Below are 16,174 nucleotides of genomic sequence, written 5' to 3' on the forward strand. Positions count from 1 at the left end.
CTACCACACGAGGCCGCCAGGCTTGGCACGAGAAAGCTTGCATTTTGCCCCCGGCCTCATGTTAGAAAGCCTTCATTCGCGCCGGTCGGTTCCGCTTCTTGCGGTTGCAACCCCGGAGCGACACCATATTTAGAATGGTTCTAAAAATTACGTGCGCGCGTTCCCAACGTCAAGCACGGTTTAAGAACCCGCGGCAGGGCTCAAGTCCTTGCCGCTGCAGCCGAGGTCTTTCATGCCAGAGGTCATTTTTACCGGTCCCGCCGGACGCATCGAGGGCCGATATCACCCCGCCGCGCAGAAAAATGCCCCGCTGGCACTGATCCTTCATCCGCACCCGCAATTTGGCGGGACGATGAACCATCAGATCACTTATCAGCTCTATTACGCCTTCGTGCACCGCAATTTTTCGGTGCTGCGTTTCAACTTCCGCGGCGTCGGTCGCAGCCAGGGCTCGTTCGATCACGGCGTCGGCGAATTGTCGGACGCGGCCTCGGCCCTCGACTGGGCCCAGACCATCAATCCGGAAGCGCGAACCTGCTGGATCGCCGGCTTCTCGTTCGGTGCCTGGATCGGCATGCAATTGCTGATGCGCCGGCCGGAGATTGAAGGCTTCATCTCGATCGCGCCGCCCGCCAATCTCTATGACTTCTCGTTCCTCGCGCCCTGCCCGTCTTCCGGCCTGATCATTCATGGCGACAAGGATGCGGTGGTGCCGCACAGAGATGTCACCACGCTGGTCGACAAGCTGAAGACGCAGAAGGGCATCGTTATCGAACAGAAGGTCGTGCCCGGCGCGAACCACTTCTTTGACGCCAAGATCGATACGCTGATGGAGCAGGTCAACGGCTATCTCGACAAACGGCTCGGCGCCACCGGACGCAAGCCCACGGCGGCTTAAGTTGCGGCTCAACACCGTCCTGGAGCCCGGTTCAAACGGGCTCTAATGACCGAGCCACTATCGCGAAGCCGTTGGGTCTTTTGCCGGCCAGTCGTTCAGAAGCGTGATCCCAAATTTCGGTGCGGCTTTTTTGAGCCGATCGAGATCGGCAGGAGTCGGCGGTCTGACGACCTCTCCCTCCTGAAGTTCATGGCCACCTTCGGCGAGGAACTGCTCGAACACACTCGGCGTGCCAATCAGGATGTAGCGAGCGGGCCGATTGCTCGGGTTCATGAGTTGGTGCGGGATACCGCGCTTTAAAAAGATGCTCTCGCCTGGCGAGAGCACCCGGACCTCGCCATTCAGAATTGCGGTCATCTGGCCTTCGATGACGTAGATCGTCTCATCGTCATGCGCATGAACATGGATTGGCGTCTTCGTCTGCCCGTCGCTTCTGTTTTCGAAGAGACAAAACGAGCCGCCCGTCTGCGCGCCGGAAATCAACCGCTTCATAGCGACGCCAACAAGCACAAACTCCTTCGGTTCGATATCCGTCATCGTTTTAATCCTGTCTGACAGATGAGAGCTTCAGCGCATTCGCTTAAGGCCCGAGCATAACTGGCTCAGCTAGAGCGTTTTCGAGCGAAGTAGGCACCGGTTCGCGTGAAGAAAACGCGTCAAAACAAAAGGCTAGAGCCTCGGCTTTGATTCCATCAAAGCCGGAACGGCTCTAGAGGTTCGGAACGCTCTCCGCTCCAAATTTAGGTCCTCCCGCATGCTGCCTTCAAGGTGAAGAAACGGTGACGGAACCCGGGCGTTATCCTTCGCGTTTGCTTGCAAGCAATATGGGGAGTACCGATGCGCGAAGGCCATTCACCGGACACGGTGAAGCCGTCAGATAATCACGACGACAAGAACAAAGCCGTCGGAAAAGAGCCTTCGCTCGACGATGCTGCCGCTCACCCACCACAGAACGATACGTCAAAGGACGATCCGCAAGCCGAGGCGGCAAAGGAAAAACGGCGCAAGCGCGCGCTGCAGAGCCGGTTCTGGGCGTCGGCCTCCGGCTTCTGGGGCCACAAGGGCGATCGCCTCGCCTGGCCTCTCACCATCGGGCTGTTGCTTCTGATCTTGCTGACGGTCGCCGCGCAATACGGCATCAATGTCTGGAACAGAGCAATCTTCGATGCGCTGGAGAAGAAGGAGGCGGCGCGGGTTTTCACGCTGGCGATGATCTTCTTTCCCCTGGCCGGCGCCGCCATTGCGCTCGGTGTCGCCAATGTCTATTCGCGCATGTCGACGCAGCGGCGGTGGCGCGCATGGCTCAGCGACCATATTCTGAACGAATGGCTGAAGAACGGCCGTTACTATCAGCTCAATCTCGTCAGCGGCGATCATCAAAATCCCGAAGGCCGTCTCACCGAAGATTTGCGGATATCGACCGATGCGCCGGTCGATTTCGCAGTCGGTGTGACGACGGCGTCGCTCTCGGCGATCACCTTCATCTATGTCCTGTTGACCATCGGCGGATCGCTCACTGTATCTCTCGGCGGCAACGAGATCACCATCCCTGCCTTTCTGGTCATCGCCGCCGTGCTCTATGCCGTCATCGCCAGCGGCACGATGACCTATGTCGGCAAGCGCTTCGTCGAAGTTTCTGAATCCAAGAACCAGACCGAAGCCGAATATCGCTATCAGCTCACACGTGTGCGCGAGAATGGCGAGAGCATCGCCCTCCTCGGCGGCGAGCAGGAAGAACGTGCCGGTCTCGACCGTTCGCTGATCGGAGTCTTGCGGCGCTGGCGCGATCTCTGTGGCCAGCACATGCGCACGACTATCGTCTCGCAAGGCTCAGCCATCGTCGCGCCTGTGCTGCCGGTCATCCTCTGCGCGCCGAAATTTCTGGATGGCTCGATGTCACTCGGCCAGGTGATGCAGGCCGCCTCCGCCTTCACCATCGTACAGGCGGCCTTCAACTGGCTGGTCGACAATTATCCCCGCCTCGCCGATTGGAATGCTTGCGCCCGCCGCGTTGCTTCGTTGATGGTGTCGCTCGACGCCCTCGAACGCGCCGAAACCGGCGAAAGCATCAATCGCATCAGGCGCGGCGAGACCACCGACGCCGCTTTGCGGCTGAAGGATTTCAATGTCTCGCTCGACAACGGCATGGCCGTGGTCGACGACACCGATATCGTCATCAAGAAGGGCGAGCGCGTCCTCATTGTCGGCGCTTCCGGCTGCGGCAAAAGCACCCTGGTGCGCGCGATCTCAGGACTGTGGCCGTGGGGCGGTGGCGAGATCGACGTGCTGAAGGACGCGCGGCTGTTCCTCTTGCCACAGCGTCCTTATGTGCCGACCGGCACCTTGCGGCGCGCGGTCGCCTATCCGGGCGCCGCCGAGGACTGGGATCTCGAAACCATCGGCAAGGTGCTGGATCGCGTTGGCCTCGGCCACCTGATCGACCGCATCGAAAATGACGAGCCGTGGGATCAAACGCTGTCCGGCGGCGAGAAGCAGCGTCTCACCATCGCGCGCGTATTGTTGCATCGGCCCGATATCATCGTGCTCGATGAAGCCACCGCCGCGCTCGATCCGAAGAGCCAGGACGACCTGATGAAGATGCTCGCTGAAGAGATGGAGGGGTCGACCATTCTCAGCGTCGGCCATCGCCCCGAGCTTGAGCAATTCCACTCCCGCAAACTGACGCTCGAGAAAAAGCCCGGCGGCGCCAAGCTTGTCAGCGACATTCTCTTGGTGAAGCCATCCTCTCAACCGCGATTGATCGGGCGATTCCTGCGGCGGCAAAAGCAGAGCAGGAAGGCCGCGTAATTTTTTCCGACGTCAGCCGCGACAATCGTCTTCGAATCGTGTTTCACGCCCGAGCAATCGATGTTCTACGAGCATGACGGTATCGCTATAGGAATATTTTCACGTGAAACAGAGAGACCAGAAGCCTCAGTGCTAAAAGGACTTTTTCACTTTCCGTCCGCGCGGTTCGACCAGCACGCCGCCCGTCATGGGAGCCGCAACACCCGTTGTCGTCGGGAATGTAATGGGTAATCCCCGCATTGATCGCACGGCGAGATAAGCAAAAGCCTGTGCCTCGATCGCATCCGCGCTCCAACCGACCGCATCCGCTGCTTCAACGCTTGCAGGCGAAAGCCGCTCGCGCAGCATCCGCATCAATGTCGGATTGCTGGCGCCGCCGCCGCAAACAATCCATGTGCGCGGCGCTTTCGGCAATTGCGGAACGACCGCGGCAATGGTCGCCGCGGTGATGGCGGTCAGCGTCGCCGCACCGTCTTCAACTTTCATCTCCGACACAGCGGCCTGCTCCGCCACCCACTCGCGGAAGGCGTTGCGGTCGAGCGACTTTGGCGGTTTCAACGCAAAGAAGGGATGCGCCAGCACGCGCGCGACCGCGCCGTCGTCGACCTTGCCGCGCGCCCCCGCTCCGCCATTCTCATCACGCGAGGCGCCAGCACGCGCCCGCATGAAATCGTCGATCAGCGCATTGCCCGGTCCGGTGTCGCAGGCCCAGGGATCACCCGCACCGTCAATGAACGTGACGTTGGCGACACCGCCGATATTCAGCACGGCAACCGGGCGCGGACGATCAAGCATGTTCACCAGCGCGCGATGATAGACCGGCACCAGCGGCGCGCCCTGCCCGCCGACCGCGACATCCTCAGCCCGAAGGTCATAGACCACGGGAATGCCGGTTTCGTCCGCAAGCGCCTGCCCGTCGCCGATCTGCGCCGTCAGCCTTGCCTCAGGGCGATGCAGGATCGTCTGGCCGTGAAAGCCTATCACGTCGATACTGGCAGGATCGATGCCATGGGCGTCGAGGAAGCCGCGCACCGCACCTGCATGCAGCGCCGTCACCATCCGCTCGGCCTGCCCAATCACACCCGGCCGTTGCTTGCGGTCGGTCAGGCCCACGGCGGCGTCCACCGCCGCGCGCAGCAGGGCCACCTCGTTTTCGGCGTAGGGATGCAGTGCCGAGGGGCCGAAACGGGAGACGGTCTCGCCGTCGGTTTCGATCGCAGCGACGTCGATGCCGTCCATGGACGTGCCGCTCATCAGCCCGATAGCGCGATAGGTCCGCAAAATCTGCCCCTTGTTTTACTCCGTGACCGAACCTGATACACCACCGGCTCGCTAGCGGCGATAACGGTTGTATTCATGAGCCAGTTCAAATCGGATTTTCTTCGCGTCCTGTCGGACCGCGGTTTCATTCATCAGGTCTCGGAACCGGAGGCTTTGGACGCGCTCGCGGCCTCCTCCCGGATTACCGCCTATATCGGCTATGACTGCACCGCCCCCTCGCTGCATATCGGCCACCTCTTGCCGATCATGATGCTGCACTGGATGCAGCAGACCGGTCACCGGCCGATCGCGCTGATGGGCGGTGGCACCACGAGAGTTGGCGATCCGTCGGGCAAGGACGAGTCGCGCCGGATTCTGACCGAAGACACCATCAACGAGAATCTGAAGAGCATCCGCGCGACCTTCTCGAAATTCCTGACCTTCGGCGACGGCCCCGGCGACGCGGTGATGGCCAACAATGCCGACTGGCTGAATACGCTCAATTACATCGACTTTCTGCGCGATGTCGGCCGGCATTTCTCGATCAACCGCATGCTGTCGTTCGATTCGGTGAAGCTGCGGCTTGAGCGCCAGCAGGAATTGTCCTTCCTCGAATTCAACTACATGATCCTGCAGGCCTACGACTTCGTGGAGTTGCACAAGCGCTACGGCTGCGTGCTGCAGATGGGCGGCTCCGACCAATGGGGCAACATCATCAACGGCATCGATCTCGGCCGCCGGATTCAGAACGCACAGCTCTTCGCACTGACCGCACCGCTGATCACCACCTCCTCCGGCGCCAAGATGGGCAAGACCGCGGCGGGCGCCGTGTGGCTGAATGCCGACCTGGTGAGCCCTTACGATTATTGGCAATTCTGGCGCAACACGGAGGACGGCGACGTCGAACGCTTCCTCAAGCTGTTCACGGTGCTGCCGCTCGATGAGATTGCACGGCTTGGCGCCTTGAAGGGGCAAGAGATCAACGACGCCAAGAAGACGCTGGCGACCGAAGCGACGGCGCTGATGCATGGCCGCGAAGCCGCCGAACTCGCAGCGGAAACCGCACGCCAGACCTTCGAGGAAGGCGCACTGTCCGAAGATCTTCCCACCATCGAGATCAAGAAGGCCGATCTCGACAAAGGATTGGGCGTTCTGGCCGCAAATGTGGAAGCTGGCCTTGTCGCCTCGACCAGCGAGGCGCGGCGTCAGATCAAGGGCGGCGGCCTCAAAATCAACGATGCGACGGTCATCGACGAGAAGATGGTGCTAACGGCAAAGGACCTGACGCCCGAAGGCGTCATCAAGCTTTCGCTCGGCCGCAAGAAGCACGTCTTGCTGAAACCGGTCTAACGGGTCAGCGCGTCGCGGCGCCGACCGGCGCCGCATCCGGCATCTCGATCCGGTTAGAGTTCGGAAATTCGAAGAATTTGCGCAGCATGCCGGGCGCAACGGCGGAAATCGGGTTAACGCGCAATGTCGGTGAGCTAGGCGGCCCCACCACCTCATAAGTGATACCGACAAGCCCCTCATTGGCGCCGCCCAGGAACAAACCAACGATCGGGATTTGCCCGAGCGCGTTGTTCAAGCCGTAAAGCGGCACAAAGGTGCCGCGCATACGCACATCGTTCTTGGCGAAATCGATCGTGCCGTCCACCGTCGCGCCGACGGTCGGACCGCGCACCACCCCTTCTTTCACCTGCAGTTTTCCGGGCATTCGCGTGAAATCGACCTTCATGCGGGTGAATTCGACACCGCGTGAATCATTCTGTGCCGCACCGACGACGTTGTTGAGCGCCGGCTCGCCGCGTACCCAGAAGTCGCGGAAATTGACGATACCGTCCTGCGGCGCCTGATCGCCGGTTGGCGCATCCATCGCCACCCACATCTGGCCGCCATGCATGCGCGGATAGGTATCGGTGAAGCGCATCAGCGCGCCGGCATCATGCGCCTCGAAATACATGACGTTCTTGCGCTGTGCCGACGATCGCAGTTCTCCCGTCAAGGCAGCATCGCGTCCGATCTTGGAGTTAAGAGCGAAGGTGCGGATCTGGCCGTTCCGGCGCGATACTTTCAGGTCGACGCCGCGCAGTGCTTCGCCATTGTGGCCGGCAATCGCGCCGAGGCGAACGTCGACATCGAGATCGATGCCGACGGTCTTCGGCTTTTCGTTCGCGTCCCCGCCGCCGAAGAACGCCTTCACGAAACCACGACCATCATAGACATCGCCGCGCATCGATATGCGCATCACGCCGTCATTGCCCCGCTCGGCCTTCACACTGGTCTTATCGCCATCGGAGAGCGCGAAGACCGGAAATACCGCGGAGGCGAGATCGCCCGCCGCATCGAGTTCGACCGTTCCGCGAACATTGGCGCCAGAGCCGTCGATGACGATGTCTTCGAAACGCGTGCCTTTTTCGCGGCTAACCAGCGTGAAGACGGCCCGGTTGGTCTTGCCCGCGGGTTTCACCCAGCCCGGCAACAGATTCTCGATCCTGGATGGCGTGAGGTCGGCGTCGATCGTCAGCCGCGCATCCTTGTTGTCCGAAATCTTGCCGGCGATCTTAACCGGCACCGGTCCACTCAGGGATGAGCCTGTGGCAAAACCAAAACGAGCACGCGCCGCTTCGTCGAGCGTCGCCTGCACCCGCACATCGGCGTCGGGACTGTCATTGGTCTTGCGATAATCCAGAGCCGCCGGAGTACCGTTGATGCGGACATCACCCCTGATCTGATAGCCCTGATTGTTGGCACTGACCTTCAGGGCCTGCGCTTCGATTTTCTGGCCCATCACCATCTTGTCGGCGGCGAATCCGGCAACATCGAGATTGATGGTGTATTGCGTTGAGTTCGGCGGCGGATCGGCGGTAATCGGCAATCCGACCGTCACCTGCCCGCTGAAATTGCCACGGCTGTTCGCTGCATCCATCGGAATGGCGGCCTGCCCGCGCAGTCGCTCCATGTTGAGCAGTTCGAGAGCGACCGGCACCGGCCCGTCAATCCGGAAGCGCGCTTGCGCCGGTGGCGCCTTCGGATCCGTATCCGGCACTTCGAATACACCGTTGGTCAGCGTCAGCTTGCGGCCGCCACCAAGGTCGATGATGCCCCGGCCGACACTGACGACCACCTGACGGCCCTTGATACTGGTTTTCAGATCGGCCTCGGTGATCGGCGGCAGCCCGGTCACCGGCCGGATCGTCGCGTTACGGACCGTGACATCGACCGACAAGCCGTCGGCGGGAATGGGCGGGCCTCCCTCCTTCAGCGTCTCGATCGGCGCATTGGTGGCAATATCGACGCGCTCGATGTCTCCGCTCTGCAGATTTTCGGCAACCCAATTGCGCACCTTGGTCGCAATGAAAATCGGCCAGACCTTCTTGGCGACATCAGAGCTCATCGGCGTGATCGCCAGACCGATCGTCAGCCGCGGATCGCTGCCGGAAAAATCGACACTGCCGCTGAGCGAACCGGCAACGCCCGCGCCGCCCAGATCGCCCTGCACGAGATCGATGCGACGGCGCATGAGATCGAGATTGGCGCGCATCATGATCTTGTTGAGCACTAGGGTTCGCGGATCGTCCGCGCCATCGCTCAGCACGACTGAGCCACCGGCCACTGTGGCCCGCCACGGGTCCCCCGGCATATTCGGCGCCTCGAAGCGGCTGAACAAGGTCACGCGATTGGCGCCAGACTGAATCTGGAACGGCATCGCAAGACTGCGCCGGTTGGCATCCCAGTCGAGCGTCAGGTCGGCACGATCGATCTGAACATGCCCGCCGATATCGGCCGGGTTGCCGAGAATGCCCGAACCCGCGGTGAATTTGCCCTCCACGATGCGTGGTAGGGAATCGGGTCCGATCTCGGCCCGGAGTTCACCGGTCAGCGGAATATCGGCCTGGAATTGTCCGTCACCGATACGCGTTGCAAGAAACAGATCCTTGATGGAAACGCGGTCGAGACTGATACGCACCGCTCTGCGTTGCACCCCGCTTTGGCGGATGGCCGCCACGAGCGACCAGGGCCGTTCGTCGTCATCGGAACTCAACCGCACAGAGATGCCGCTGCCTGGCCGATTGATGCTGAAATTGATGTGCTCAAACGTCCAATGCTTGTCGGTGCGCAGGTCGTCGACTTTCAGCACGCCATCCTTCAGACCGATTTCACCGAGCCCCTGACCGTCGAGGCCTGTCTCCGACAGCCGGTCGAGCCAGGACACGAACGCAACAAAGCGTTCCGCACCCGTGGCTTCCAAGGTTTGCCCCGGTGCCGGACTGATGGATGCGGTCGATGGCGGAGCCAATTGAACATGCGGTGCTTGTCCGGGCGTCAGAGCCCCGGCTGGTCTGATGATGGCTGGGGTCGCAGCCAGCGGCCGGTCCGTTCCGGTCGAAATCGTGACCTGCCCGTCCTGCTCGATCCGAACCGACAATTCTGCGCCGACGAGACTGACGCGCTGCGCCCGCAATTGCCCACGCAGCAAGCTCGCCCCGGATAACGAGACTTCGGCTTTTTGGGCATTGGCAACCACTACGCCTTCGGTATCGCGGACCTGCATGTCGCGAATACGAACCGATGTCCGGCCGGATTGATCCCGTTCAATCTGGGTGCCGCCGATCATCACACGATGCTGCTGACCGATCGCCTGTTGAACGGCGGAGGATATCCAGGGCGAGGCGAAATTGATTTCGATCGGACCCGCGCCTAGCCGCAGCCACAGACCGGTACAGGCAATAAAGGCGAACGCGGCTACACCACCGACGCCGTACGCGATTCGCCGCGCCAGCGGGCGCCGCAGCTCGCGCCGGGCGCGCCACCACAGCCGCAATGCCCGTGTCCGAAGGTCATGACAGGGCGTACGTTCCCGGTGTGCCTTGAGGGTGTCCTCAAGGTCACGCAAACAGTGAAAGCGTGATGCGTGATCCGGTTTGGTCATGCCCGGTCGGACATCCCCTTGTCCGTATGACCGGCGGCTGTAACGTCGCCGATCTGGTTGACCTGAATTCGGTTTTGGCCGGACATGCCTGCATGCCCCTCCGCTTTCGCCCAAAAGCGGGACCGATCAGGCAGATTGACCCGCTGAAAGCGACGAAAGGAAGGCATATGACAAAGGCTCTGGTCGACGGCGGCAAAGCTCCGGCCTTCAACCTGTCCGGCAGCGACGGGGGCAAGATTTCTCTCGCCGATTTCAAGGGACGCAAGCTCGTCCTCTATTTCTATCCCAAGGCCGACACCCCCGGCTGCACCCAGGAAGCCATCGACTTTTCCCAACTCAGGGCGGCCTTCGAAAAGGCCGGAACCAGCGTGCTCGGTGTTTCCGCCGATCCGGTCCGAGCCCTCGATCGGTTCCAAGCCAAGCATGATCTCAATGTCGCGCTCGGCTCCGACGAAAGCCACGCCATGCTCGAAGCCTACGGCGTGTGGGGCCAAAAATCGATGTTCGGAAAGAAATACATGGGTGTGAACCGCACGACCTTCCTGATCGGTCCGGACGGACGAATCGCCAAAATCTGGCCGAAGGTCAAAGTGTCCGGTCATGCGAAAGAGGTCCTCGAAGCGGCCAAGGCATTATAGAGGCTTAGCACTGAATCATTTGCGGAAAATTAACCATACACGGCTGAAATCGACGCTGTTCTCAGCGTCGGCCCGTCCGACGAGCCCGGCGGGAAATGTTCATGTCGTACCGGTCCATTCATCAACCTCCGCGACATCGGCATTACGCCCAACCGCAAGATAGCTGGGCCTCCGAGGCTCCCGACGCTCATCACCGGCCGCTCTATCAACACGCACCGGTGCCTCCGCAACATGCCCGCCTACAACAGCGCCCGCCCGTGCAGGCTCAGTCGCCTCGCCGCAAGCATGCCGGGGGCGACTACACACTGGCTCACGGTCGACGTCAGGTCAGGCTGGGACCGTTTGCGTTCTGGGTTGTTGTCGGCGGATTGATCGTTATGGCCGGCTGGTCGGTCCTGACCGGCACCTATTTTGCTTTCCATGATGACGTTCTGAAGCGGTTGATCGCTCGCCAGGCCGAGATGCAATTCGCTTATGAGGATCGTATTGCCGAATTGCGGGCCCAGGTCGATCGCATTGCCAGCCGTCAGTTGCTCGATCAGGAGCAATTCGAGCAAAAGCTGGACCAGGCGATCCGCAAACAAGCCGTGCTTGAGCAGCGCACCGAGACGCTCTCGGCTCTTCCAGATATGATGACGACGGGATCGATTCCAAAGCCGGCGAAGGGCGGTCATCAGCGCAGATCGTCGCTAAGGCCCTCCCCGATCGACAATACCGATTTCACTGCAACGGCTCCGGATCGAGAGGCGCGTTCCTTTGTCCCTTGGCGCAATTCAAACAAGCCACGCGGAGGCTTAGAAGCTGCGCTGGCGCGGGTGCAAGATTCGCTTGAGAGGCTGGAAGCGAAACAGGCCAGCGCGCTCAATGCACTTGAAGAAAGTTTTGAAGCCAAAGCAAAACGCATCCGCTCCGCCCTTGCAGATATCGGCATCAACACTGGCAAAGCCGCTGCAGCACCATCATCCGGTGTCGGCGGCCCTTACGTTCCCGCCAATCTCACGTCGGACAACAAATCCTTCGAACGCCAGCTCTCTCGCATTCAGGTTTCGCGATTGCAGGTCGATCGTCTGACGCGCACGCTAAACGACATTCCGATCCGAAAGCCGGTCAGCGGCGAGATCGATATGTCATCTGGTTTCGGCATGCGCATGGATCCTTTCCTGCGCTCGCCGGCGATGCATACCGGCCTCGATATGCGCGGCGATACGGGCGAACCCGTTCGCGTCACGGCGAACGGGACGGTAACAATTGCCGGCGTGAATGGCGGCTATGGCAAGCTGGTTGAAGTCGAGCACAGCAACGGTCTGGCAACACGCTACGCCCATTTATCCTCTATCGATGTGAGGCTCGGTCAGACTGTGAAGATCGGGCAGATCATCGGCAAGATCGGCTCAACTGGCCGTTCAACTGGTCCGCATCTGCATTACGAAACGCGCGTCGACGGCGATCCGGTTGATCCGCAGAAATATTTGCGTGCGGGCGTTCGTCTCGGCCTCAACGAGCTTCGCTGAGTTCCAAACGAACGCCGCCGAATAACTTTGCACAATGCGACCTTTCGTGACTTGACTTCCATTGTAGATGATTCAGTCTTTGCGTGTTTACGCCACGAGCACGGAGGTTGCGATGGAACCACCTGCACATTTGGCCGCGATGATCGCCGAAGAACTCGTTCGGCCTGCTGCGTAGCGGCTAAACAACACGAACGGCTTGCCGGGGTGGGCCTCCAGGGGCAGCATCAGTGAGGCAGTGCCCCGCTTCGGCCCTCCCGGCTAAGTAAATACCGCTGCGTACGCCTCCATTATGAACGCAAGACTGCGTTTTGAGCGCGGGGCGTTATATCCCATAAATGCTGGCGCGATTTGATGTCATCGCAAGCGGCGGCTTGCCGAACGTCAGTCGACGTCTTCGACACTTTCCGGACCACCGCCGAACGCCTTCTGCGCCAGCGCAGCAGCCATGAACGGGTCGAGATCCCCATTGAGAACACCGGCCGTGTCCGACGTGGAGACGCCGGTACGCAGATCCTTCACCATCTGATAAGGCTGCAGCACGTAAGAGCGGATCTGATGTCCCCAACCGATATCGGTCTTGGCGGCGTTTTCCGCAGCAGCCTTTTCTTCGCGGATCTTGAGTTCACGCTCATACAATCGCGCACGCAGCATGTCCCATGCCTGCGCACGATTACGATGCTGCGAACGATCATTCTGGCAGTAGACCACGATATTGGTCGGAATATGCGTCAGGCGGATTGCCGATTCCGTCTTGTTGACGTGCTGACCGCCCGCTCCGCTCGCGCGCATGGTATCGACGCGCACCTGGGATTCGTCGATGTCGATCTGGATCCGATCGTCGATCACCGGATAAACGTTCACACTGGCGAATGACGTATGGCGCCGCGCATTGGAATCGAAGGGCGAAATGCGAACCAGACGGTGCACGCCATTTTCCGATTTCAACCAACCATAGGCATTCCGGCCGGAAATCTTCACCGTTGCCGATTTGAGGCCGGCCTCTTCGCCGGGCGATTCTTCGAGATACTCGACCTTGTATTTGTGTTGCTCAGCCCAGCGCACGAACATGCGCATCAACATGCTCGCCCAATCCTGGCTTTCGGTACCACCAGCTCCGGCATGGACTTCGAGGAAGGTATCGTTGGCGTCAGCCTCGCCCGACAGCAGCGCCTCAAGTTCGCGGCGTGCGGCTTCAGCCTTCAATGCCTGCAAAGCCTGCTCGGCCTCAGTGACGACGGACTGATCCTGCTCGGCTTCGCCAAGCTCGATCAATCCGACATTATCATCGAGGTCTTGCTGGATACGACCGATAGCGTTGAGTTGATCTTCGAGCGCCGTGCGCTCTTGCATCACCTTGGACGCCCGCTGTGGGTCGTTCCAAAGCGATGGATCTTCGGCAAGGGCATTCAGTTCGGCAAGACGGGCATTGGATGCATCGAAGTCAAAGATGCCTCCTCAGCAGTCCGACTGACCGCTTGATATCTTCTACGAGTGCTTCAGTTTCAGCGCGCATATTTTTGTCCGCCACAATTGCAGCCGCATTTAACGGCTGACCGTTGCAGACGCAACCCGTTCGCCCGTGAATGATGAGTCCACGCCTGGGATATCAGGCGTGGACTTGCAGAACACGCCTAGTAGAGGCCACCCGTCCCCGAGCGGATGAAACGGTCGGAGTCGGCCGGGTTCGTGCTGTAGCCACCGCCCCCGTCGTAGCCAACCACCGAATAGGAATCCGGTGGTGCCGTTCCCGGTTTGAAGGCCTCGAGGATCACGCGCTCGGAGCCAGGACCCGCGCGCATGCCGCTCTTCGGATCGATGCGGATCAGCTTGATTCCGGCCGGCACGCGGAACGGCACGGCCGGCTTGTCGGCCAACGCGACCTTCAGGAAATCGCGGACGACCGGGGCAGCCAATTGACCGCCGGTCGCACCACGTCCCATCGACTTCGGCTTGTCGAAACCGAGATACACCCCCACCGCGAGATCCGGCGAGAAGGCGACGAACCAGGCATCCTTTTCGTCGTTGGTGGTACCGGTCTTGCCGGCTACGGGCTTGCCGACTTCGCGAACCGTCGTCGCCGTACCGCGCTGAACCACACCCTCCATCATCGACGTGATCTGATAGGCCGTCATCGGATCGATGACCTGCTCGCGTCTGTCGACCAATGTGGGTTCAGGCTGATTGGACCAGCGCTCGGCGTCGCAACCGCGGCATTCGCGTTGATCGTGCTTGTAAATCGTATGACCATAGCGGTCCTGGATCCGATCAATCAATGTCGGCTTGATGCGACGTCCGCCATTAGCGAACATCGAATAAGCGGCTGTCATGCGCAGCGTCGTTGTTTCGCCAGCGCCCAACGCGAACGACAGATACGGCGGCAGATCGTCATACACGCCGAAGCGCTTGGCATATTCTGCGATCAGAGGCATGCCAACATCCTGCGCTAGACGCACGGTCATCACGTTACGCGAATGCTCAATGCCAAAGCGCAATGTTTGCGGGCCGTAATACTTGCCGGCCGAATAGTTTTCTGGCCGCCACATACCCAAGCCCGGTCCCTGATCGATCTCGATCGGCGAATCCATCACGACGGTCGATGGCGTGTAGCCGTTGTCGAGTGCAGCAGCGTAGACGAACGGCTTGAAAGACGACCCTGGCTGGCGCAGCGCCTGCGTCGCGCGGTTGAACTGGCTCTGATCGAACGAGAACCCGCCAACGAGCGCCAGCACGCGGCCGGTCCTAGGATCCATCACGGTGATAGCCCCGCTGATTTCGGGAATCTGGCGCAACCGATATTGCGCATTCTGTTCCTGCTGCGCGTCCTTTGCGGCCAGCGGCTCGACATAAATCACGTCGCCTGGCTCGAGCACCTGGCTGACCTTGCTCGGAGTCCGCCCGCGGCCCGGCCCGGAGGCAGCCTTTGCCCATTTCACGCCTTCGAGCGGCACGATACCGACGCGGCGCTCCCGCATAATAGCCCCACCCGGCTCTCGCGCAGGCTGAAAGCCGATCCGGGCCGATTGATCGGAGGTTTCGAGGACGACGGCCATTTTCCATCCAATATCGGACAGGGCCTTCACTTCGGCGAGCTTCACCCCCCAATCGCCGGTGACGTCGAGTTTCTGAACCGCGCCGCGATAGCCCTGGTTCTCATCGTATTTCGTTAGGCCATCGGTGAGCACCTTGCGGGCCAGCGCCTGCAACTTCGGATCGAGTGTCGCGCGAACCGAAAGGCCGCCTTCGTACAGCTTCTTCTCACCATAGCGGTCGTAAATTTCGCGGCGCACTTCCTCGGCGAAATACTCGGCCGCGAAGATGTGCGATCCGGTCGGGCGCGCGGTGACGGCAAGCGGCTCCTTCTTCGCCTTCTCGCCCTCTTCCGGCTTCACATAGCCGTTCTCGACCATGCGATCGATGACATAGTTTCTGCGCTCGGTCGCGCGCTCGCGTTGACGGAAAGGATGCAGCGATGACGGCGCCTTCGGCAGCGCTGCGAGATAAGCCGCTTCCGCGACCGTCAATTCATGCACCGACTTGTCGAAATAGAGCAGCGAAGCCGCAGCGACGCCATAAGCCGAGAAGCCCAGATAGATCTCGTTGAGATACAGTTCGAGGATCTTGTCCTTCGTGTAGGCGCGCTCGATCTTCATCGCGAGCAGCGCTTCCTTGATCTTGCGCGTGAACGACACTTCGTTGGTCAACAGAAAGTTTTTCGCAACCTGTTGTGTGATCGTGGAGGCGCCCTGGGGGCGGCGGCCGGTGCCATAGTTCTGGATATACAGAGCGCCGGCTCTCGCCATGCCGTTGAAATCGAGGCCGCCATGCTCGTAGAAGTTCTTGTCTTCGGCCGAGAGGAAGGCGTGGATCACCCTCTTCGGCACTGCCTGGATCGGCAGATAAAGACGACGCTCACGCGCATATTCGGCGACCAGCGATCCATCGGTCGCGTGCACCCGCGTCATCACCGGCGGCTCGTAATCCTGGAGCTGCGAGTAATCCGGCAGGTCCTTGGAGTAATGCCACATCAAGCCGGCGACGCCGGCGACCCCGACCAGGAACAGGATCGTTCCGACCGCGAACAGGAAGCCGAAAAAGCGCAGCATCAATTTCATGATCGTTCAACCACTGG

10 protein-coding genes are annotated in these 16,174 nt (G+C 60.6%); 5 read left to right on the forward strand and 5 right to left on the reverse strand.

The window, feature by feature from the left end; translation table 11 throughout:
• Positions 1-232: 232 nt before the first annotated feature.
• Complete coding sequence (locus tag CAK95_RS25015) at positions 233-898, forward strand: alpha/beta hydrolase (protein WP_086090382.1); 666 nt, start codon at positions 233-235, stop codon at positions 896-898.
• A gap of 57 nt (positions 899-955) precedes the next feature.
• Here the strand turns inward: CAK95_RS25015 and CAK95_RS25020 are convergent, their stop codons facing one another.
• Positions 956-1,435, reverse strand: a complete 480-nt coding sequence (locus CAK95_RS25020; RefSeq protein WP_086090383.1) for a cupin domain-containing protein — start codon at positions 1,433-1,435, stop codon at positions 956-958.
• A gap of 300 nt (positions 1,436-1,735) precedes the next feature.
• Here CAK95_RS25020 and CAK95_RS25025 point away from each other — a divergent pair, with 300 nt between their 5' ends.
• A complete protein-coding gene (locus tag CAK95_RS25025; RefSeq protein ID WP_086090384.1) occupies positions 1,736-3,706 on the forward strand; it encodes an ABC transporter ATP-binding protein/permease in 1,971 nt (656 codons plus the stop codon).
• A gap of 132 nt (positions 3,707-3,838) precedes the next feature.
• Here the strand turns inward: CAK95_RS25025 and CAK95_RS25030 are convergent, their stop codons facing one another.
• Positions 3,839-4,987, reverse strand: coding sequence for an anhydro-N-acetylmuramic acid kinase (locus CAK95_RS25030; RefSeq protein WP_425349637.1), 1,149 nt, complete (start codon positions 4,985-4,987; stop codon positions 3,839-3,841).
• A gap of 75 nt (positions 4,988-5,062) precedes the next feature.
• Here CAK95_RS25030 and tyrS point away from each other — a divergent pair, with 75 nt between their 5' ends.
• The gene (tyrS, locus tag CAK95_RS25035; protein WP_086090386.1) at positions 5,063-6,316 is read left to right on the forward strand and encodes a tyrosine--tRNA ligase; all 1,254 of its coding nucleotides are present in this window, start codon (positions 5,063-5,065) and stop codon (positions 6,314-6,316) included.
• Between the two features lie 4 nt (positions 6,317-6,320).
• Here tyrS and CAK95_RS25040 read toward each other — a convergent pair whose 3' ends face one another.
• The gene (locus tag CAK95_RS25040) at positions 6,321-9,896 is read right to left on the reverse strand and encodes a YhdP family protein (protein ID WP_086090387.1); all 3,576 of its coding nucleotides are present in this window, start codon (positions 9,894-9,896) and stop codon (positions 6,321-6,323) included.
• 167 nt (positions 9,897-10,063) lie between these two features.
• On the opposite strand from CAK95_RS25040, the gene bcp reads away from it, so the two are divergent.
• Positions 10,064-10,534 carry a thioredoxin-dependent thiol peroxidase gene (bcp, locus tag CAK95_RS25045; RefSeq protein WP_086091649.1) on the forward strand — a complete coding sequence of 157 codons (471 nt, stop codon included), beginning with the start codon at positions 10,064-10,066 and terminating at the stop codon, positions 10,532-10,534.
• A 101-nt stretch (positions 10,535-10,635) separates the two neighbouring features.
• Entirely contained in the window at positions 10,636-12,045 is a 1,410-nt protein-coding gene (locus CAK95_RS25050; RefSeq protein ID WP_425349638.1) for a M23 family metallopeptidase, read from the forward strand.
• A gap of 381 nt (positions 12,046-12,426) precedes the next feature.
• Here the strand turns inward: CAK95_RS25050 and prfB are convergent.
• Positions 12,427-13,558, reverse strand: a protein-coding gene (gene prfB, locus CAK95_RS25055; RefSeq protein WP_120265370.1) for a peptide chain release factor 2 whose coding sequence is annotated in 2 segments (ribosomal slippage) — positions 12,427-13,488 and positions 13,490-13,558 — 1,131 coding nt in all. Because the reading frame shifts where the segments join, the coding sequence is not laid out codon by codon here.
• A 118-nt stretch (positions 13,559-13,676) separates the two neighbouring features.
• Positions 13,677-16,157: a penicillin-binding protein 1A gene (locus CAK95_RS25060; protein WP_086090390.1), complete on the reverse strand. Its 2,481-nt coding sequence runs from the start codon at positions 16,155-16,157 to the stop codon at positions 13,677-13,679.
• Positions 16,158-16,174: the final 17 nt, after the last annotated feature.

Source organism: Pseudorhodoplanes sinuspersici (assembly GCF_002119765.1).
Taxonomy (GTDB): domain Bacteria; phylum Pseudomonadota; class Alphaproteobacteria; order Rhizobiales; family Xanthobacteraceae; genus Pseudorhodoplanes; species Pseudorhodoplanes sinuspersici.